Below are 19,435 nucleotides of genomic sequence, written 5' to 3' on the forward strand. Positions count from 1 at the left end.
TGCCGTCCCGGGGCGTCGACAGGGGGCGCCCCGGGACGGCGAATTCGTTTAGGCCGTCGATCCGTACAGGTTGATCTCGGCGGCGGAGGCGTACCCGGCCCCGTTCGCGGCGCGGGTGGTGCGCAGGCGCACGTACCGGGCCGTGGTGGGGGCGAAGACCGCTGTCTTCAGGGTGCTGCCGGCGCCGAAGGTGCCGGCGGTGACCTGCGTCCAGGTGGTGCCGTCGACGCTGGTCAGGATCTGGTAGTCGGCGATGGTGCCGTTGGTGCCTCCGTCCTGACGGGGCAGGTAGTCGAGCCTGTCGACGCGGAAACTGCCGCCGAGGTCGATGGTGAGCTGGTGCGGCATGGGGGCTACCCCGCCGACGTAGCGGGTGTGCCAGATGGTGCCCGGGTTGCCGTCGATGGCGTTGGCGGCGACGCCGTTCTCGCCGACGGTCTCGATGCTGTCCGCAGTCGCGGTCCACCGGCTGCGGGGCAGCTGCGGGCTGTCCCCGCCACCGATCGGCTCGTCGGTCGGTGCGGCCTGGAAGACGGCCACCTCGAACGGTGCGAGGGTGATGTTCACCGGTGCGGCCGGACCCGACACGAAGCCGGTACGCCGCCCGTCGCGCTCGGTGAACCGGTACCGCTGGTGGGTCCCGCTGGGCAGCTCGAAGACCGTCTGCGGGTTGACGGTGAAACTCTGCGCGGACGCCGCCGGGTTACGCAGCATGAGCATCCCCTTCGACGCGCCGGCCGAGGAGTTCCAGGCGGCGGTGCCGTAGACCGCTCCGGCGGCCGGGTCACCGCCGACCCAGTGCACGTCGCTGAGCAACCCCTGGTTGGCCCGCGCCCACCGGGCGTTGGCCGCCACGGTGTCCCAGAACCAGGCCGCGCCCGGCCGACTCGCGTCGACGAGTGTGTTGCGGACGTACAGCTCCTGAAGGCTCAGCCCGAGCGCGAAGTAGGCACGGATGTCCTGCGACACCTCGGCCTGGACACTGGGCTTGGTCAGGTCGTAGTCGGCGGTGAACTGCGGGGTGCGGTCGGAGAAGATGATCCCGTGGTTCATCAGGCTCGGGATCGGGAACAGCGGGTTCTGCGTGGCGTTGTTGCGGAACGTCTCCGAGTCGCGGTAGTTGACGTAGCGCTGCTGCGCGCTGCCCGCGCCGACCAGGCTGGCGTCGTGCCCGTCGCGCCAGATCGAGTCGGTGAACCACAACCAGTACGGTGAGCCCCAGGTGCCGACCGTGGCGTTGACGAACACGTCCTTCTGATGCGCGCGCAGGTCGCCGGTCAGCCCGAGCAGGGCCTCGTAGTCGGCGATGTAGTTGGCGTTCGGGCCGGACTGGTAGAGCCCGCCGCCGATGCCGTCGAGCTTGAAGCCGCGTACCCCCTGGTTGTCCATCATGTCGAAGGCGACCGACCGGAACCGGTCGTAGTAGCGGGCGCCGCCGAGTTTGAACTGGCCGCCGCTGTGCGTCTCCAACCGCTGCTCGGCGGGTTTGCTGGCGTTGATGGCCTGGCGGGTGGCGGCGCTGGTGCCGTACCCGCCGAACGGTGACATCCACACCGACATCGAGGCCCCGTACTGCGCGGCGGCGGCCTTCTGTGGGGCGAAGCCGGTGGGGAACTGGGTCGGGTCGAACGACCAGACGTTCAGGTTCGTCTCGTCGACCTGGGGCGTACGCAGATAGTCCCAGCCGTCGTCGACCCAGAAGCTGTCGATCGTGGCCCCCCGGTTACGCAACTGGGTGCCGAACAGGTTGATGGCCCGGGTCAGCTCGGCGCTGTTGATGACCTCGCCGGGTGGCTTGAGGTCCAGCCAGCTCTGGTAGTGCAGGAACGTCCGCCGGTCGTGGGCCCGTTCGCGTTGCAGGTAGTACTGGAACGAGCGGCGCAGCTGCCCGGCGGGTGCGACCCCGGTGGAGGCGGTGTAGACCCACGAGGCGCCGGTGGTGAGGTCACCGGCGCGCGGCACCGCGATGTCGACGGCGGACCCGTTCACTGTCGCCTTCGCCATCGGGTTCTCGATGCCGACGAACACCGTCTCGCTGCCGGCCGCGCCGTGCACCACCGGGCTGCCGTCGTCGCTGCCGAGGACCCGCGCGTTGGTGAGGCCGAGTTCCACCAGGCGCAGGGAGGTCACGTCGAACGTGCCGGCCACCGAACGCACGGTGAAGCTGTGCTGTACGGAGTTGGCCCCGCCGCGCAGCCGCACCTGCCACTGCACGTCGAGTGTCCGGGTGCCGCCGCCGTACCGGAAGGTGGTGGTGACCGCCTTGCCGGCGAAGCGTTCCGCGAGCCGTGCCGACCCGGCGTTCGCCGCCAGGTCGCTGACCACCGGACCGGCCGAGACGCTCGTGTTCGCCGTCGTGATGGTGCTGCCGTCGGCCAGGGTGAGGGTGAAGAGCCCGCGCAGGCTCATCGGCACTGTCGCGTTCGCCGCCCGGTTGTCGAACCGGGTCAGCGACACCGTGCTGCCCTGGACGCTCCAGGTGGACGAGAGCGCCGCGTTGGCCAGGGTGAAGCTGCCGCCGGAGAGCGACGCCGTCGCGGCGCCCGGTTGAACGCCGGGGAAGACCAGGCCGGCGGCGTCGGTGTAGGTCGGGTCCGCCGGGACCGCCGCGCCGGCCGGGGCCGGATGGCCCCCGACCGTCGCGACGGCTCCGGCGATCAGACCCAGGACGATGGTGTGCACGACGAACCGCCGTGGCCGCGTTGTCGATGAGGATGGCAGGGGCATGGCGTGCTGCATCGTGCCTCCATCGGTGGTCAGACGGTGGGGGTGCTCCAGCGCTGGTTGGCGCCGTTGGTGCAGGGCCAGAGGATGAGGCGGGTGCCGTTGGCGGTCGCCCCGCCGTTGGCGTCGAGGCACTTGCCGCCGGTGCGGTAGCTGCCCGAGGTGGCGTCGTAGGTCCAGCGCTGGGTCGTGGCGCTGGTGCAGGCGTTGATCACGATCGTGGTGCCGTCGGCGACGCTTCCGTTCGCCGGTTCCAGGCACTTGCCGAGGGCGGTGAGGGTGCCGTCGTTGCGGTGGGTCCAGGTCTGGTTGGGTCCGCTGTTGCAGTCCCAGAGGTTGACCGCGGTGCCGTTCGTGGTGTTGCTGCCGGGGATGTCGATGCAGCGGCTGCTGGCGGCGCCGGTGATGATGCCCTTCTTCGGCCCGTAGACCTCGAACTCCCAGAGGGAGTAGCCGAAGGTGGTGGCCCGTGCGGTGCCCTGCATGCGCACGTACCGGGCGGTGGTGTTGAGGGCGTGCTCGTCGAGGCCGCCGTCCCCGGCGGTGACGGTCACCGCGGTGGTCCAGGTGGTGCCGTCGGTCGAGGTCTGAATCTGGTACGCCCTCGCGTAGGCGGCCTCCCAGCGCAGTGCGACGCGGGAGAGTTCCTGGCTGCTGCCGAGGTCGACCTGGATCCAGCTCGGGTCGGTGTAGGCCGACGACCAGCGGGTGCTGAGGTCACCGTCCACCGCCGCCGAGGCCGGGAAGCTGGGAGTCTCGGTCGACGACGCGGTCACCGGGCGGTTGAGCGACAGGCTGCCGGTCGTCGCCGCCGGGCCGCCGGGAGCCCGACCGATGCGGTCCATGATGGCGCTGAAGGCGGTGTACGTGGCAGCCGGCTTCGGCGACCCCCAGGTCTGCTGGGCCACCACCCGCAGGATCGTCCGGATGCCCGCGGTGACCTGCTCCTCGGTCTCGGCGTTCGGGTTGTCGCACCAGACGTGCACGACAGTGCCGAGATTGCGCGAGGGGGTGTTGATGGTGTTGTTGCCCTGGAACAGATCCGGGTTCCAGGTCTCGTAGCCCCACGTCACGTTCGGCTTGCCGACGCCGAGGATGTAGTAGGTGGGGTTCCACGCCTGGTTGGAGATGGTGTGCCCGCGGTCCAGCAGGGCCTGCGGGGAGATGCCGTAGTTGTACCAGACCTCGACGTGGATGTTCGACGCCGGACGGATGGTGCCGTCGGTGCCGATGCCGTCGTTCCACATCCGGGTCGTCTTGCCACCGGCACGGACGATGTCGTTGGCCCAGTTGATGAAGCCGTAGTAGGCGTCCTTGGCGGTGGCGTTCGGCCCGTACGTCGCTCGGGCGTACGTCAACAGCTGCGGGTAGGCGGCGTAGTTGCCGATGTACTCGTCCGCGCCGATGTGCCAGTACCGGCCGGGGAACAGCGGCAGGAACTCGGTGATGAGGTCGCGGGCCAGGGTGTACGCGCCCGGCTTGGACAGGTCGAGGTAGTAGGGATTGCGGTTGCCCGCCGTGTCGGCGAGTTGCAGGTCCGGGTGGTCTTCCAGGATGGCGTTCATGTGGCCGGGCATGTCGATCTCGGGCACGACCTCGATGTGGTACTGGGTGGCCAGGGCGATGAGGTCGCGGATCTGCTGCTTGGTGTAGTACTGCTCCGACATCGCCTCCGGGTGGGTGGTGCTCTCCAGCCGGAACCCCTGCGAGTCGGACAGGTGCAGGTGCAACCGGTTCATCTTCAGGTAGGCGAGCTCCTTGACGTGCCGGCGGAGCCAGTCGACTGTGAAGTACTTGCGGCCCACGTCGACCATCAGACCGCGTTCGGACTTGGTCGGGGAGTCGGTTGTCGTCCCCGCCGGGACCGTTGTCGACTGCTTGAGCAGTTGCAGCACCGTTCGGGTGCCGTAGAAGGCGCCCGCGTCGGTCGAGCCCTGGATGGCGATGCTCGACCCGACAGTCATGGTGTAGCCCTCGGCGGGCTGGCTGCCGCCCAGGGTCAGCCGGATGTCGCCGGTGGCGGCGGCTCCGGTGGCGACCGGCACGGTGCGTCCGGTCAGGTCCCGCAGGTCTGCGGCGAAGGTGGCCGCGTCGTCGTTGAGCTGGGCGGTGTAGGCGGGGTCCACCACGATCCGGGTCGCGGCGCCGAAGGTGTAGCTGCCGGTGCCCGCCGTCCACTGCTTCAGCGCCGGGATCACCTGTAGGTCACCCGGTACGGCCGAGGCCGGCGTCGCCGGCACGGTCAGCAGTGCGGTGGCGAGGACCCCCACTGCTCCGGTGACACTGATACGTCGAAGACGCATGAACCGTTCCTCTCGGGATAGGGCGGGGAAATCAGCAGGACGCCGGGTTGGCGGTGCTGTCGGTCGCGTACGCGGTGAGCGTCGCGACCTGCGCTACGCCGCGCGCGGCGGTGACCCGCAGCCGCAGCCGGTCGCTGGTCACGGCGGTGGACAGCGGCACGATCCGCTTGTAGCCGACCGTCCCGGCGGCGGCGACCTGCTGCCAGCCGCCGTTGATCCAGGCGTCCACGGCGAACGCCTCGATGCGCTGGCCGCTGCCGACCGATTCCTGCAGCAGCAGCCGGTCGAACGTGCGGGCCCGGCAGGCGGTCAGCTCGACCGCGCCGGTGGTGGCACCCCCCGAAGGCGACCAGTACGTGTTCAGGGCCGTGTCGGTGAGGGCGGCGGGGGTGCCGGTCGCGCCTGCCCTGGCGAACAGCTCCCGGCCGTACCGGGCGCGCTGGGCGGTGCCGAACCCGTCGAGGGCTGTGACGTCCGGCGCGTCGATCACACCGGCCCGGTTCGGCGGGACGTTGAGCAGCAGGTTGGCGTTGCGGCCCACCGCGTTCTCGTAGAGCTGCATCAGCGCGGCCGGCTGCTTCACCGAGGCGTTCTGCCCGGAGTGCCAGAACCAGCCGGGCCGGATCGACACGTCCGCCTCGGCCGGATACCACGACAGGTACGTGACCGTCCCCAGGTTGCGGCCGATCAGCGCGCTGGAACCCAGGTCGCTCGACGAGGCGCCGGCGAGCAGGTCGTCGTCGCGGTTCAGCGCGCCGGGATCGGTGCCCCGGAACGGAAGCGCGCTCCACTCGTCGGCCCGGAACGCTCCGGACTCCGAGCCGACCCAGCGCACGTCCGGGCCGTTGATCGCGATCGTGGCGTTCGGTTGCAGCGCCCGGATCAGCCGGTACCAGTCACCGACCTGGTACGGCTGCGGGTACGCGGTGTACGGGTTGGCGCCGTCGAACCACACCTCGGCCATCGGCCCGTACTCGGTGAGCAGTTCGTAGAGCTGGTTGAGGAAGTAGGCGTTGTAGTCGTCGGCCTGGTAGGCGTACGTCTGTGTCGGGGTGCGGGTGTCGCCGGCGACGAGCGTCGGGATGCTCACCGCCCGCTTGGCGCTGCCGTTGCCGAACCGGTCGCCACCGCGTCGGCCGGGGATCTCCGCGCCGTCGGCGGGGGAGAGGTAGAAGCCGACGGCCAGACCTGCCGAGCGGGCGGCGTCGACCGTCGCCCGCAGGATGTCGCTCTGGCCGGTACGACCCCACCAGGGGCTGCTGCGTACCGAGTGGGTGCTGTACCGCGACGGGTAGAGCAGGAAGCCGTCGTGGTGCTTGACGGTGAGGATGACCTGCTTGAACCCGTTGCGTTTGAGGACGTCCATCCACTGTGCCGGGTTGACCGCCGTCGGGTTGAACAGGGCCGGGTCCTCGTTGCCGCTGCCCCACTCGACGTCGGTGAAGGTGTTCATGCCGTAGTGCAGGAACGCCGTCAGCTCCCGTTGTTGCCAGGCCAGCTGGGCGGCCGACGGGACGACCTGGGCGGCCTTCTGCCGGATCCGGTCGAGCGTGTCGCACCTGTCGACGGCGATGACGGTGGCCGGGGTGACCGGACCGCTGCTGCCGGGGTTGCCGGCGCAGCCGGGTGGCGGCGGGGTGCCGCCGCAGACCGGCGCGTCGAGCTGGAAGTCGACCGGGCCGGCGGCGCCGGTCATCGTCGCCAGCGCGATGGCGTCCACGGTGCCGTGCCAGCCGCGGTTACGGGTTCCGGCGTCGTTGCCGAAGGTCAGCAGGCCCTGCGACGCGTTGGCCGCGGCGACCGGAGTGGTGACGGTGCCGCCCACCTGGCAGCCGTTGACGTACGCGACGAGCCGGGCCGCGGTGTCGCTCACGTACTCGTAGGCCAACGCCACGTGGGTGTCCTGGGTGTCGGACAGGTTGGGCCCGCTCTGCCGGGTGTCGTGGTACGGCGCGTCCGGGCCGTACATGCCGAACTCCGTGGTGGTCTGCGAGCCGCTGGCGTACCGGAAGTAGCCCCCGCCGGCGAGGCTGAGCACCGTGTCGAAGGTCAGGGTGGCGCCGCTCTGGCGGCGTACCACCGCCTCGGCGAGCAGGCTCCGGTTGACGTACTTCGTGCTGGTCACCGGGATCCGTGGGGAGAACCCGATGCCGGTGCCCCCGCCAGTGAGCGTGACCGACGTTCCGCTGATCGCCTCACTGCCGGCCAGCCGGGTGAGCTGCCCGTCGACCAGCTCCCCGGTCGAGGGGGTGTAGCCGGTTGCGGAGGTGAAGGTGCCGCTGAAGCCGACGTCGAGCAGCGGTTGGTAGTCGGCGGCGGCCACCCGCCACTGCTGGTTGGTGGCGGTGCCGCAGGGCCAGAGGATGACTGCGGTGTTGTTGGTGGTGCCGCCGCCGTTGGCGTCGAGGCAGGTGCCGGTGGCCTGGTTGCGCAGGGTTTTCGCTGTGGTGTCGTAGGTCCAGCGTTGGTTGGTGGCGGTGCCGCAGGTGGTGATGGTCGCTGCGGCGCCGTTGGTGGTGCTCGCGGTGGCGAGGCACTTGCCGCGGTTGCGGATGGTGTTGTCGGCCTGCCGGGTCCAGATCTGGTTGGCCGCGCCGGTGCAGTCCCAGAGGATGACCGCGGTGCCGTCGGCGGTGGCGCCGCCGGGCACGTCGACGCAGCGACCGCTGGCCACGCCCGTGATCGTGCCGTCCCCCGGGGCCGCGGCGGCCGGCGCTGCCGGTGGGGTGAGCTGGATCAGACAGGTGGCGAGCAGGACCAGGGCGGCCAGGACGGCACCGCTCGCGTGCGGACGATGACGGCGCAGGGTACGGGTCATGGGGCGTCCTTCCCGGGAACGGGCAGGCAGGGGCGGTACGGGTGGGTGGCGGGTGCTACATCAGCCACTGCTGGTTGGTGGCTGTGGTGCAGGTCCAGAGGATGACTGCGGTGTTGTTGGTGGTGCCGCCGCCGTTGGCGTCGAGGCAGGTGCCGGTGGCCTGGTTGCGCAGGGTTTTCGCTGTGGTGTCGTAGGTCCAGCGTTGGTTGGTGGCGGTGCCGCAGGTGGTGATGGTCGCTGCGGCGCCGTTGGTGGTGCTCGCGGCGGCAAGGCATTTGCCGCGGTTGCGGATGGTGTTGTCGGCCTCGCGGGTCCAGATCTGGTTGGCCGCTCCGGAGCAGTCCCAGAGGATGAGGGCGGTCCCGTCGGCGGTGGCCGCACCCGGCACGTCGACGCAACGGCCACTCGCCACACCGGCGATCGTGCCGGTCGCGGCCGTGGAGACGGCCTGGTAGCGGTGTCCGGCCACGGCCGTGAACGTCACCCGGTCACCGGTGCGGGTCACCGGCACGGTCTGGTTGGTGTTCAGGTCCACCAGCGATGCGGTGGCCAGCATCGGGTTGCGGACGGTGAGGGCGCCGCCGCTGCCGGCGGTGAGCGTGATCCGGCTGGCCAGGCGGTTGCGCCATTCGGCGTCCACTGTCACGTTGCCGCGTGCCCTGAGGCCGTTGACCGAGCCGGTGGGCCACGCCGCCGGCACGGCGGGCAGCACGTCGACCACGCCGTTCTGGCTCTGCAGCAGCATCTCCGCGATGCCGGCGGTGGCCCCGAAGTTGCCGTCGATCTGGAACGGCGGGTGGGTGTCGAACAGGTTGGCGAGCGTACTGCTCTTGAGCTGTTCGGCGAGCATCTTGTGGGCGTGGTCGCCGTCGAGCAGCCGAGCCCAAAAGTTGATCTTCCACGCCTTGCTCCAGCCGGTGCCACCGTCGCCGCGCGCCGTGAGGGACACCCGGGCGGCGTCGGCGAGCGCCGGGGTGGTCAGCGGCGAGATCTGCCGGCCCGGGTGCAGGGCGAACAGGTGCGAGACGTGCCGGTGGTCGTTGGTCGGGCTGTCCCAGTCGGCCTTCCACTCCTGCAACTGGCCCCAGGAGCCGACCCGCAGGCCGGGGTCGAGCTTGCTCAGCGTGCTCTGCCACTGCGCGCGCAGGGTGGCGTCGACGCCGAGAGTGCTGCTCGCCTCGATGGTGTTGGTGAGCAGGTCCCAGACGATCTGCTCGCTCATCGACGCGCCGGCCGAGAAGTCACCCTGCTCCGGCGAGTAGCTGGGCGTCACGACCAGCCTGCCGTCGCGCGGGTCGACGCGCAGGTTGGCCCGCCAGAACTCGGCGGCCTCCTTCATCGCCGGGTACGCCTGGTCGCGCAGGAACGCGGTGTCGCGGGTGAAGCGGTAGTGCTCGTAGAGGTGCTGGCACAGCCAGGCCGCGGCCTCCGGGAACCAGAATGCGGTGGCCCAGTCCTGGACGCCGGTGAAGCCGTACGGGTTGGTGCTGAGGTGGGTGACCCAGCCGGTCGTGCCGTAGATGGTCTGCGCGGTGGTCCGGCCCGGCGCCCGCAGGGCGTCGATGAAGTCGAACAGCGGTGCGGCGGTCTCGGTGAGGTTCGTGGTCTCCGCCGGCCAGTAGTTCATCTGCACGTTGACGTTCGTGTGGTAGTCGGCCTGCCAGGGCGGGTTGTTGGAGTTGTTCCAGATGCCCTGGAGGTTGGCCGGCAGGGAGCCGCCGCGCGACGACGCGATGAGCAGGTACCTGCCGAAGGAGAAGTACAGCGACTCCAGCGCCCGGTCCTGGGCCCGTCCGGCGGCGCCGGTGTAGGCCGACCGCAGCTTGTCGGTGGGAACGTTGGGCATCTGCCCGCCCACGTTGAGCCGGACGCGGTCGAAGAGCCGCTGGTAGTCGGCGAGATGAGCCGCGCGCAGCGCCGCCCACGTCGAGGTCGCCGCGGCGTCGACCGCCTGGGTGACCCGGGTGTGCGGGTCCGCGCCGCGATAGGTGGGGTACGTGTCGGCGTACGACGTGCCGGCCGACAGCACGACGAACGCCGAGTCCGCGCCGGTGACGGTGACCCGGTCGCCGCCGTCGGTCCGGGTGCCGCCGGTGGTCACGACCCGGTACTGCGCCTCGTGGATCAACCCGTTGCCGGGCAGGGTGCCCCGCACGGTGATCCGGCCGTTCGCCACCGTGACGGTGCTGCCGGGCTGGGCCGGGACGGTCCGCAGGACGAAGGAGACCTTCGCGGCCTGGCTCGCCGACAGCCGGGCGACGATCACGTTGCCGGGGTAACTGGCGACGTACTCGCGCTGGTAGGTGACCCCGCCGTGGGAGTACGCGACGCGGGCGGTCGCCTCGGCGAGGTCCAGCTCGCGCCGGTAGCCGCTCACAGTCGTCGGGGTGCCGGTCATGTCGAGGTACATGTCGGCGAGGTTCTGGTACGAGCCGAACGCGGTGGCCGGTTGCCCGAGCGCGGTCGCCACCGGGCCGGGCGCCATCCGTCCGTCCCGGTCGATCTGGGCCTGTACGCCGGCCAGGGCACCGGGCCGTGGTGACGCCCAGTTGCCGTGGTTGTAGCCAGTGGCGCCCGGTCCACCCGTCCAGAGGCTCTTCTCGTTGAGTTGGAGGTGTTCGGTCTGGACGCCGCCGAAGACCATGGCGCCGAGCGCGCCGTTGCCCAGCGGCAGCGCGTTGCTCTCCCAGGTGGCGGCGGGCTCGTCGTACCAGAGCGCCAGGCTCGGGTCGGCGGCGGCGCGGGCGGGAGGCGTGCCGACGGACACGGAGGTCAGGCACGCGGCTACGAGAAGGGGCACGGCTGCGGCCCGCAGGATCGTCCGGAAACTGTCGGTACTGAACATAGGACCTCCTCTATGTAGAGGGCAGTTAACGTGGGATGTTTATTTTTGTCAATGGCCCGGATCCTTCGGTCTGATCCGCTCATCCGTCCGGAAGATCGCGACCATGTGGGCGATTCGTCAGGCCATTCCGACCTGTTGCCGGAGGGGCTGACACCTGATAGACATCAGATGTCAGAGCTCGTACGCTCGGAAACACCCGATGTTTGCGGGGTGGTGTGGTGCAGCTTCGACGATCAGGGCGCGTCGCGGCCAAGCTGTCCGGGCTGGTGACGGAGGCGGACCGGGGTCCGTGGAGGGCCACCGACCCGCGTCCGTTCGTCCACGGGGTGTTCCGGGCGGTCTTCGGGGCGCCGCCGCGCGCGTCTACCGGGTCAGGGTGTAATCCTCGCGGTCACGGCAACGGCTCACACCGACGCGGAGGCAGCGATGGCGCTCACCGACGAGGCGATCGGCAAGATCAAAAGCATGATCACCTCGGGCGAACTCGGCCCTGGCGATCGACTGCCCAAGGAGGCGGACCTGGCCCGGCGGCTCGGCCTGTCCCGCAACTCCCTGCGGGAGGCCGTGAAGGCGCTGTCCATCATCCGCGTCCTGGACGTCCGCCAGGGCGACGGCACCTACGTCACGAGCCTCGCCCCGCAGTTGCTGCTCGACACGCTCGGCTTCGTCGTGGACTTCCACCGCGACGACACCGTGCTGGAGTTCCTTGAGGTCCGGCGCATCCTCGAGCCCGCCGCCACGGCGTTGGCCGCGCAACGGATGGGCGCCGAGGACATCGCCGGCCTCCAGGCCGTCCTCGACAACGTCGGCGACACCAGCGACGTCGAGGTGCTGGTCGCCAACGACCTGGAATTCCACCGCAGGATCGCGGTCGGCGCCGGGAACGCGGTGCTGTGCTCGCTGCTCGACGGGCTCTCCGGCCCCACCACCCGGGCCCGCATCTGGCGCGGTGTCACTCAGGAGGGCGCCGTCACCCGGACCCGCGAGCAGCACCAGGCGATCGTCGACGCGATCACGGCCGGGCAGCCCGATCTGGCGCGTTCCTGGGCCACCGTGCACGTCGCCGGTGTCGAGGAGTGGCTGCGCCGGGCGCTGTGATCGGGGGCCCCGGAACCCACATCACGACGGGCCGTGGGGCGTCCGGGCCCTCTCATCCGGGCGCGATTCCGGCCCGGAACGTATCGGTGCGGTCACGAATCCGGCGGCGTTGGCGGAGTCGCTTCAGGCCTGTACGACGCGGGCGATGCTTGCCCGGATGGGTGCGTAGTGATCGGCGATGGCGGCGCGTAGCTCCGACGCGTCGCCGGCCGCGACCGCGTTCACGATTGCCCGATGCCGCTGGGCGGTGATCACCCGGTCCTCCGGCTCGGTGCGCAGCGTGGGGGCGACGATGGCCTGCACCTGCCAGAACGCCTCGGTCAGTTGGAGGATCAGGTCGTTGCCGAGGGGCTCCAGCAACTTGACGTGAAAGGCGCGGTCGACGTCGAGGAAGTCCTTCCCCCCAGCGGCGAGGCTCTCCATCTCGTCGACGAGCGTGGAGAGTTCCGCCCGGTGCCCGCTGTCGAGAACGGCGATCACCTGGGCTGCCAGCCCCTGTTCGAGGGTCTGCCGGACGTCGACGACCTGGCTCAGGACGTGGTGGTCCTCCTCGCCGCTGAGCAGGCCGCGGAAGGTCAGGCTCTCCACGAGCGCGGCGAGGCTCATGCGGCCGACGAAGGTGCCGTGACCGTGCCGAACCTCGACGATGTCGAGGGCCGAGAGGATCTTGACGGCCTCGCGGACGCTGGAGCGGCTCGCGCCCACCGCCTCGCACAGCTCCGCCTCGGTGGGCAGGATGTCTCCCGGCTTGAGGCGATTGCGCAGGATGTAATCCTTGATCTTGGTCGCCACCTCCTGCCGACGGGGACCCGGGCGCTCCGCACCGCGTAGCGGGGACGCGTCAATGGTCGTCATCTGCCACTTGCCCTTCGTTCACGGATCTGACACGCTCACCCTATCGGCATCAGATGTCTGACGTCAGACCCCATTACCTTCGAATCCCTCAGCGCGAGCGGTACGCGAGCGCATGAAGAGCCTATGGAGGCAGCTACGTGAGCACCACCGTTGAGCCAAAGGAGAGTCGGCGCTTCCCCCCGCGCCGGTTCCGCTCGTTGGCCGTCGCATCCACCGCGGCAACCCTCGCACTCGGGCTGGTCGCGTGCAGTGGCGGCCCCGCCTCGACAAACGCCGTCGAAGGCGGTAACGGGGGTGCGACCTCGATCGAGACCACTCTGGCGTTCACCCTTTCCAGCGGGTTCGACCCCGGGAACGCCTCGTCGGCGGTGGCGACCGCGGTCAACCAGCACATCTTCGAGGGTCTGATCGATCTCGACCCGGTCACGCGGGAACCTTACCGTGCCCTGGCCAAGGAAGACCCGGTGGCCAGCCCGGACGGGCTCACCTACACCGTGGCTGTTCGGGACGGCGCGAAGTTCTCCGACGGCACGCCAGTCACCGCCGAGGACGTCGCCTGGTCCTTCCAGCGCGTGCTGAAGCCGGCGGACCCCAAGGCCCCGCCGCTGATGCAGGGATTCGTGTCGTTCATCGACTCGGTCACCGCCAAGGACGCGACGACCGCCGAGTTCAAGCTGAAGTACCCGTTCGCCCTGTTCGCCCAGCGGATCTCCGTCATCAAGGTCGTGCCGAAGTCGAAGACCGCGGACCCGGCCGCGTCGAAGGCCTTCGACACCGCGCCGATCGGCTCCGGCCCGTTCATGCTGGACAGCGCGTCCAAGGAGTCGGGCGTCAAGCTCAGCAAGAACCCGAACTACAGCGGCCCGCGTCCGGCCAAGGTCGAGACGATGACCTGGAACACCACCTCCGAGGCCTCGGCCCGGGTGTCGGACCTGCAGGGCGGCCGGGTGCAGGCCATCGAGTCGGTGCCGTACCTGAACGTCGACTCGCTCAAGGGCAAGTACACCGTTGACGTGAAGCAGGCCTTCAACCAGGTCTTCCTCATGTTCAACTCGTCCGCGGCGCCGTTCAACGACAAGCGCGTACGCCAGGCTCTGCACTACGCGATCGACAAGGACGCGGTCATCAAGACCGCGCTCAACGGCTACGGCACCCCGGCGACGAGCTACCTGGACGAGGGCAACAAGGACTACCAGAAGGCCGCCACCGTCTACGACCACAACCTGGACAAGGCCAAGGCCCTGCTCGCCGAGGCCGGCGTCACCAACCTGTCGTTCCAGCTCGACACCACCGACAACTCCGCCGTGAAGGACATCGCCCCACTGGTCATCGAGCAGTGGAAGAAGATCGGCGTCAACGCCACCCTCAACACGGTGCCCTCGTCGGCCATCTACGGCGACATCGTTCCGAAGGACACCTTCCGGGTGCTGATGGCCAGCGGCGACCCGAGCGTCTTCGGCGTCGACACCGACCTGCTGCTGCGCTGGTTCTACTACGGCCAGACCTGGCCGGGTCAGCGGTACCGGTGGGACGCCGCCGACCGCAAGGCCATGGCCGACCTGCTCGACAAGGCCGCGCAGACCTCCGACGAGGCGGCCCGCAAGGCCCTGTGGAAGCAGGCTCTGGACAAGGTGGCCGACGAGGTCCCCCTGTACCCGATCCTGCACACCAAGGTCGTCACCGCGTACGACCCCGCGAAGCTCAGCGACTTCTCGGGCGCGGCGACCACCGGCCTGTACTTCCTGGGCAGCAGCCGAAAGGGCTGAGCCCGCCCCGGGGGCCCCGGAACCGGCCCCTCCGCGTCCCGCCCAGCCCATCGCCCCTCGGGCTGGGCGGGACGCCCCGGCGCCCTCGACGAAAGAAAGACACCATGCTGAGCGTTCTGAGTCTTGTCGCGCGACGACTCCTGACCCTGATACCGCTGGTTCTGGGCATCACGATCTTCGTCTTCGTGATCATGCAGTTCTCCCCGATCGATCCCGCGCTGTCCGTCCTCGGCGACCAGGCGACGCCCGCGCAGGTGGCCGCGTTCAAGGCCGCCAACGGCCTGGACGACCCGCTGCCCCTGCGGTACCTGCACTTCCTGGGCGACCTGCTCCGGGGCGATCTCGGCGTGACCTTCCCGCCGTCCGTTCCGGTCGCCGACAAGATCGCCACCGCGCTGCCGCTGACGATCCAGCTCACGGCCCTGGGCATCGTCGGCGCGCTGGTCATCGCGTTGGCCCTCGGCATCACCGCGGCGCTGTACCGCGACCGCTGGCCCGACCAGGTCATCCGGTTCGTCTCGATGGCCGGTATCGCCATGCCGTCGTTCTGGCTGGCCCTCCTGCTCATCCAGGAGCTGTCGGTCCGCCGCCCGATCTTCCCCACCGGCGGGTACGTCAACCCCGGTGACTCGTTCTCGATGTGGCTCCAGTCCCTCGCCATGCCCGCGCTGGCTCTCGCCGTGCCGGTCGGCTGCTCACTGGCCCGGATCGTGCGGACGTCGATGGTCGAGGAACTCGACAAGGACTACGTCCGTACCGCCATCGGCGCCGGGCTGCCGCCGCGCGTGGTGGTCGGACGCAACGTGCTGCGCAACGCGCTCATCAACCCGCTCACCGTGCTGGGCCTGCGGATCGGCTACCTACTGGGCGGCACTGTCGTCATCGAGGCCATCTTCTCGCTGCCCGGCATGGGCACCCAGATCATGAGCGCGGTGCAGCAGAACGACACAGCCCTCGCACAGGGGACCGTGCTGACGATCGCCATCTGCTTCGTCTTCGTGAACCTGGTGGTCGACATCCTCTACCTCTTCGCCAACCCTCGACTGCGCGGAGCCCACTGATGCGTCGAACACTCACCGCCCGGCTGTCGGTTCCCGGCATCGCCTTCAAACGGCTCAGCGTCACGTCCCGGATCGCCCTGAGCTTCATCCTGCTCATCCTCGTGGTGGGCGTCTTCGCGCCGCTGATCCTGCGGCACGACCCCGCGCAGGCCGGGCTCGGTCCCGCGCTGACCGGCCCGAACGGCGACTACTGGTTCGGCCTGGACAAGCTCGGCCGCGACGTGTTCTCGCGGCTGGTCGCCGGCACCCGACGCTCGTTGATCGTGGGCTTCGGCAGCGCCGGCATCGCCCTGGTGGTCGGCGCGATCCTCGGCGCGCTGGCGGGAACCAGCCGGCCCGCGGTCGACGAGGTGGTGATGCGGTGCCTCGACGTCGTCATGGCATTCCCCGCCATCGTGCTGTCCGCCCTGCTGATCATCTCCTTCGGCAAGAACAGCCTCCTGGTCCTGGTGATCGCGATCGGCTTCGTCTTCGTCCCCCAGGTCGCCCGCATCGTGCGCGCCAACGTGCTCTCGCAGTACCGGGAGGACTACGTCGCCGCCGAACGCATCATCGGCGCCCGCCGGCCGCACATCCTGTGGCGGCACGTCCTGCGCAACTGCGCCGCACCGATCCTCGTCTTCGTCACCGTCATGGTGGCCGACTCGATCGTGTTCGAGGCGTCCCTCTCCTTCATCGGCGGCGGCCTCGCTCCCCAGGAGGCGGCGTCCTCGTGGGGCTCGGTCATCGCCTTCGGCAAGGAGATGGTCCAGATCGGTGGCTGGTGGGCCACGTTCTTCCCCGGCCTGCTGATCCTGCTGACCGTGCTCGCCCTGAACGTGCTCTCCGAGGGCATGTCGGACGCCTGGGCCGCCCCGGCGGCGCGGCGGGCCACCACGACGAAGACCGGCGACGCGCAGGAGGAGGCGCAGCCCGGCTCCGGTGAGATGGTGCAACTGCCCGGCCTGCCCGAGGCGGCGCAGCGGCTGCGCGAGCGGGCCCGTCCGCTCCCGCAGGGGGAGCCCGTCCTGGAGGTCCGGAACCTGTCCATCGGGTTCCAGGGGCGTCACCGGGGCGTCGACATCGTCGACAACCTGACCTTCGACGTGCGTCCCGGTGAGGTGCTGGGCCTGGTGGGGGAGTCCGGCTCGGGCAAGTCCCTCACGTCGCTCGCCGTGATGGGTCTGCTGCCGCAGGGCGCCCGGGTTCGCGGCGAGGTCCACTTCGGGGGCACCGACCTGCTGACGTTGAATGCGAAACGACGCCGCGCCCTGATGGGCCGCGAGATCGCGATGGTCTACCAGGACGCCCTCTCGGCCCTGAACCCCTCACTGCGCATCGGGCCCCAGCTCGCCCAGATGATCAGTCGGGGCGGCACCAGGTCGGCCGAGGAGCTGATGGAACTGGTGGGTCTGGACGCGCAGCGCACCCTGTCCGCGTACCCGCACGAACTCTCCGGCGGCCAGCGGCAGCGTGTGGTGATCGCGATGGCGCTGTCCCGCGACCCCCGCCTGATCATCGCCGACGAGCCGACCACCGCGCTCGACGTCACGGTCCAGGCGCAGGTCATGGAGCTGCTGATGCGGCTGCGCGGCCAGTTGGGCTTCGCGCTGATCCTGGTCAGCCACGACCTGGCACTGGTCAGCGACGTCGCCGACCGCGTCGTGGTGATGTACGGCGGTCAGATCGTCGAGAGCGGTGTCACCGCCGACGTGGTCGGAGCGCCGGCGCACCACTACGCCCGGGGCCTCCTCGGCTCCGTGCTCTCCCTCGAGGCCGGCGCGGAGCGGCTCACCCAGATCCGCGGTGTGGTGCCGTCGCCCGCCGACTTCCCGTCGGGGTGCCGGTTCGCCGACCGCTGCCCCATGGCGACGGAGATCTGCCGGGAGGAGACGCCCCACCTGGAGGGCGACGCCGGGCACCGGTACGCCTGTCACCACCCGGCCGTCACCGTGAGGGAAGAGGAGCTGGCCCGATGAGCGAGTCGGTCCCACACCAGTCGATCGTCGAGCTGCGCGACGTGCACGTGGTTCACCGCACCGGCGGGGGCGGCATGTTCAGCCGCGAGCGGGTGTACGCCCTCACCGGCGCCGACCTGACCGTTCGTGCCGGCGAGACCATCGGCGTCGTCGGCGAGTCCGGCTGTGGCAAGTCCACGATGGCGAAGGTGCTGGTGGGTCTGCAGCGGCCGACGAGCGGCACTGTCGCCTTCGCCGGCAAGGACGTCTGGTCGATGAACGCTGCGGAACGCCGGATGCACATCGGTGCCGGCGTCGGCATGATCTTCCAGGATCCGGCCACGTCGCTGAACCGGCGCATGCCGGTCCGGGACATCCTGCGCGATCCGCTCGACGTGCACCGTCGCGGCACGAAGGCGCAGCGCGAGGAGCGGGTGCGGGAACTGATGGCCCTGGTGGGGCTGCCCCGGTCGGTCGCCGACGTCCTGCCGAGCCAGCTCTCCGGCGGCCAACGCCAGCGGGTGTCCATCGCGCGGGCCCTGGCCCTGGAACCGGGGCTGGTCATCGCCGACGAACCCACCAGCGCCCTGGACGTGTCGGTACGGGCGCAGATCCTCAACCTGCTCCTGGACCTCAAGGAGCGTCTGAACCTGGCCATGGTCTTCGTGTCGCACGACATCCAGACCGTGAAGCGGATCAGTGACCGGGTGGTCACCATGTATCTCGGCCGGATCGTGGAGCAGACTCCCGCCGCCGGTCTGCCCGAGGTCGCGCAGCACCCGTACACCCGGGCGCTCTTCTCCGCCACGCCCGGTCTGCTCTCGCCGCTGGATCCGATCCCGCTCGTCGGCCCCGTCCCGCTCGCGACCCGGCCGCCCACCGGCTGCCCGTTCCGCACCCGCTGCTGGAAGGCCACCGACGGCTGCGCCATCGAGATGCCACCACCCACGACGGGCGACGGCGGTGCCGGCCTCCACGAGTTCCGGTGCTACCACCCCGTTCCCGCCGGATCGAGCAACACGGAGCTGGTCGAGCTCGCCAGAGCAGCGACCGGCCGCAACACCCCCCTACATGTCGAGGAGACAGCGTGACCACCCCTGCCCCGCGGTTCGCCGGAGTCGTGCCGCCGGTCGTCACCCCCCTGACCGAGGAGGGTGCTGTCGATGTCGCCTCCCTTGAACGGCTCGTCGAGCGGATGCTCGCCGCCGGCGTCGACGGCATCTTCGCCCTCGGCAGCTCCGGCGAGACGGTCTTCCTCACCGACAGTCAGCGGGACCAGGCTCTCGAAACGATCGTGAAGACCGTTGGCGGGACCGTGCCGGTCATCGCGGGCTGCATCGAGCCCACCACCCGCCGGGTCGTCGACCGGGCCGAGGCCTCGACGCGTCTGGGTGTCGACGGCCTGGTGGCCACCGCACCCTTCTACGCCATCGTCGGCCCGCACGAGGTCGAGCGGCACTTCCGGTCGCTCGCCGCGGCGGTCGAGCTGCCGCTGCTGGCGTACGACATTCCGGTCTGCGTGCACACCAAGCTGTCGCCGGGTCTGCTGACCCGGCTCGCGGCGGACGGCGTCCTCGCCGGCGTCAAGGACTCCAGCGGCGACGACGTCTCCTTCCGCCAGTTGGTGCTGGCGATCGCGGAACACTCGCCGAACGCCGACTTCAGCCTGTTGACCGGCCACGAGGTGGTGGTCGACGCGATGATGCTCGCCGGCGCCTCCGGTTCCGTCCCCGGACTGGGCAACGTGGACCCGGCCGGCTACGTGCGCCTGCACCGGGCCTGCGTCGACGGCGACTGGGATGCCGCCCGCGCCGAGCAGGACCGCCTGACCCGGCTGTTCCGGATCGTCGACGCGGCCGATCCGGCGACGGCGGCCGGGGCCACCCGGGGGGTGGGCGCGTTCAAGACCGCCCTGGCCCTGCTCGGTGTCATCGACAGCAACGCCGTGTCGCTGCCCCTGCGACCGCTCGACGCCGACGAGGCGGCACGGGTGCGGGGCCACCTGGAACTGGCGGGGCTCGTCTAGCC

The 19,435-nt window shown here is 70.2% G+C and carries 11 protein-coding genes; 6 read left to right on the forward strand and 5 right to left on the reverse strand.

The window, feature by feature from the left end; genetic code table 11:
* Window positions 1-48 precede the first annotated feature (48 nt).
* From B0E54_RS32680 to B0E54_RS02985, 4 genes are all read right to left on the reverse strand, one after another.
* On the reverse strand, window positions 49-2,682 hold the full coding sequence (locus B0E54_RS32680; RefSeq protein WP_234581673.1) for a discoidin domain-containing protein: 2,634 nt from the start codon (window positions 2,680-2,682) through the stop codon (window positions 49-51).
* Window positions 2,683-2,756: 74 nt separating this feature from the next.
* On the reverse strand, window positions 2,757-5,027 hold the full coding sequence (locus B0E54_RS02975; RefSeq protein WP_234581674.1) for a family 20 glycosylhydrolase: 2,271 nt from the start codon (window positions 5,025-5,027) through the stop codon (window positions 2,757-2,759).
* Window positions 5,028-5,058: 31 nt separating this feature from the next.
* On the reverse strand, window positions 5,059-7,845 hold the full coding sequence (locus B0E54_RS02980; protein ID WP_234581675.1) for an alpha-L-fucosidase: 2,787 nt from the start codon (window positions 7,843-7,845) through the stop codon (window positions 5,059-5,061).
* A gap of 55 nt (window positions 7,846-7,900) precedes the next feature.
* Complete coding sequence (locus B0E54_RS02985) at window positions 7,901-10,690, reverse strand: glycoside hydrolase N-terminal domain-containing protein (protein ID WP_234581676.1); 2,790 nt, start codon at window positions 10,688-10,690, stop codon at window positions 7,901-7,903.
* A 426-nt stretch (window positions 10,691-11,116) separates the two neighbouring features.
* Between B0E54_RS02985 and B0E54_RS02990 the strand changes: the two genes are divergently transcribed.
* A complete protein-coding gene (locus B0E54_RS02990; RefSeq protein ID WP_234581677.1) occupies window positions 11,117-11,788 on the forward strand; it encodes a FadR/GntR family transcriptional regulator in 672 nt (223 codons plus the stop codon).
* Between the two features lie 123 nt (window positions 11,789-11,911).
* On the opposite strand, the gene B0E54_RS02995 is transcribed toward B0E54_RS02990, so the two are convergent.
* Window positions 11,912-12,643: a FadR/GntR family transcriptional regulator gene (locus B0E54_RS02995; RefSeq protein ID WP_234581678.1), complete on the reverse strand. Its 732-nt coding sequence runs from the start codon at window positions 12,641-12,643 to the stop codon at window positions 11,912-11,914.
* A 137-nt stretch (window positions 12,644-12,780) separates the two neighbouring features.
* Between B0E54_RS02995 and B0E54_RS03000 the strand changes: the two genes are divergently transcribed.
* From B0E54_RS03000 to B0E54_RS03020, 5 genes are all read left to right on the forward strand, one after another.
* Window positions 12,781-14,409: an ABC transporter substrate-binding protein gene (locus B0E54_RS03000; RefSeq protein ID WP_234581679.1), complete on the forward strand. Its 1,629-nt coding sequence runs from the start codon at window positions 12,781-12,783 to the stop codon at window positions 14,407-14,409.
* Between the two features lie 104 nt (window positions 14,410-14,513).
* Window positions 14,514-15,470 carry an ABC transporter permease gene (locus tag B0E54_RS03005; protein ID WP_234581680.1) on the forward strand — a complete coding sequence of 319 codons (957 nt, stop codon included), beginning with the start codon at window positions 14,514-14,516 and terminating at the stop codon, window positions 15,468-15,470.
* Window positions 15,470-17,428, forward strand: coding sequence for a dipeptide/oligopeptide/nickel ABC transporter permease/ATP-binding protein (locus B0E54_RS03010; RefSeq protein WP_234581681.1), 1,959 nt, complete (start codon window positions 15,470-15,472; stop codon window positions 17,426-17,428). The genes B0E54_RS03005 and B0E54_RS03010 overlap by 1 nt, the downstream gene beginning before the upstream one ends.
* Entirely contained in the window at window positions 17,425-18,498 is a 1,074-nt protein-coding gene (locus B0E54_RS03015; protein WP_234581682.1) for an ABC transporter ATP-binding protein, read from the forward strand. Before B0E54_RS03010 ends, B0E54_RS03015 begins: the two co-directional genes overlap by 4 nt.
* Entirely contained in the window at window positions 18,495-19,433 is a 939-nt protein-coding gene (locus B0E54_RS03020) for a dihydrodipicolinate synthase family protein (RefSeq protein ID WP_234581683.1), read from the forward strand. The genes B0E54_RS03015 and B0E54_RS03020 overlap by 4 nt, the downstream gene beginning before the upstream one ends.
* Window positions 19,434-19,435 lie beyond the last annotated feature (2 nt).

Source organism: Micromonospora sp. MH99, from assembly GCF_021442385.1.
Classification (GTDB): Bacteria; Actinomycetota; Actinomycetes; order Mycobacteriales; family Micromonosporaceae; genus Micromonospora.

Bases quoted from the DNA above. Each gene is read 5' to 3' on its own strand.
- B0E54_RS02975 (WP_234581674.1), bottom strand. From the start codon at position 5,027: ATGCGTCTTCGACGTATCAGTGTCACCGGAGCAGTGGGGGTCCTCGCC.
- B0E54_RS02980 (WP_234581675.1), bottom strand. From the start codon at position 7,845: ATGACCCGTACCCTGCGCCGTCATCGTCCGCACGCGAGCGGTGCCGTC.
- B0E54_RS02985 (WP_234581676.1), bottom strand. From the start codon at position 10,690: ATGTTCAGTACCGACAGTTTCCGGACGATCCTGCGGGCCGCAGCCGTG.
- B0E54_RS02990 (WP_234581677.1), top strand. From the start codon at position 11,117: ATGGCGCTCACCGACGAGGCGATCGGCAAGATCAAAAGCATGATCACC.
- B0E54_RS02995 (WP_234581678.1), bottom strand. From the start codon at position 12,643: ATGACGACCATTGACGCGTCCCCGCTACGCGGTGCGGAGCGCCCGGGT.
- B0E54_RS03005 (WP_234581680.1), top strand. From the start codon at position 14,514: ATGCTGAGCGTTCTGAGTCTTGTCGCGCGACGACTCCTGACCCTGATA.
- B0E54_RS03010 (WP_234581681.1), top strand. From the start codon at position 15,470: ATGCGTCGAACACTCACCGCCCGGCTGTCGGTTCCCGGCATCGCCTTC.
- B0E54_RS03015 (WP_234581682.1), top strand. From the start codon at position 17,425: ATGAGCGAGTCGGTCCCACACCAGTCGATCGTCGAGCTGCGCGACGTG.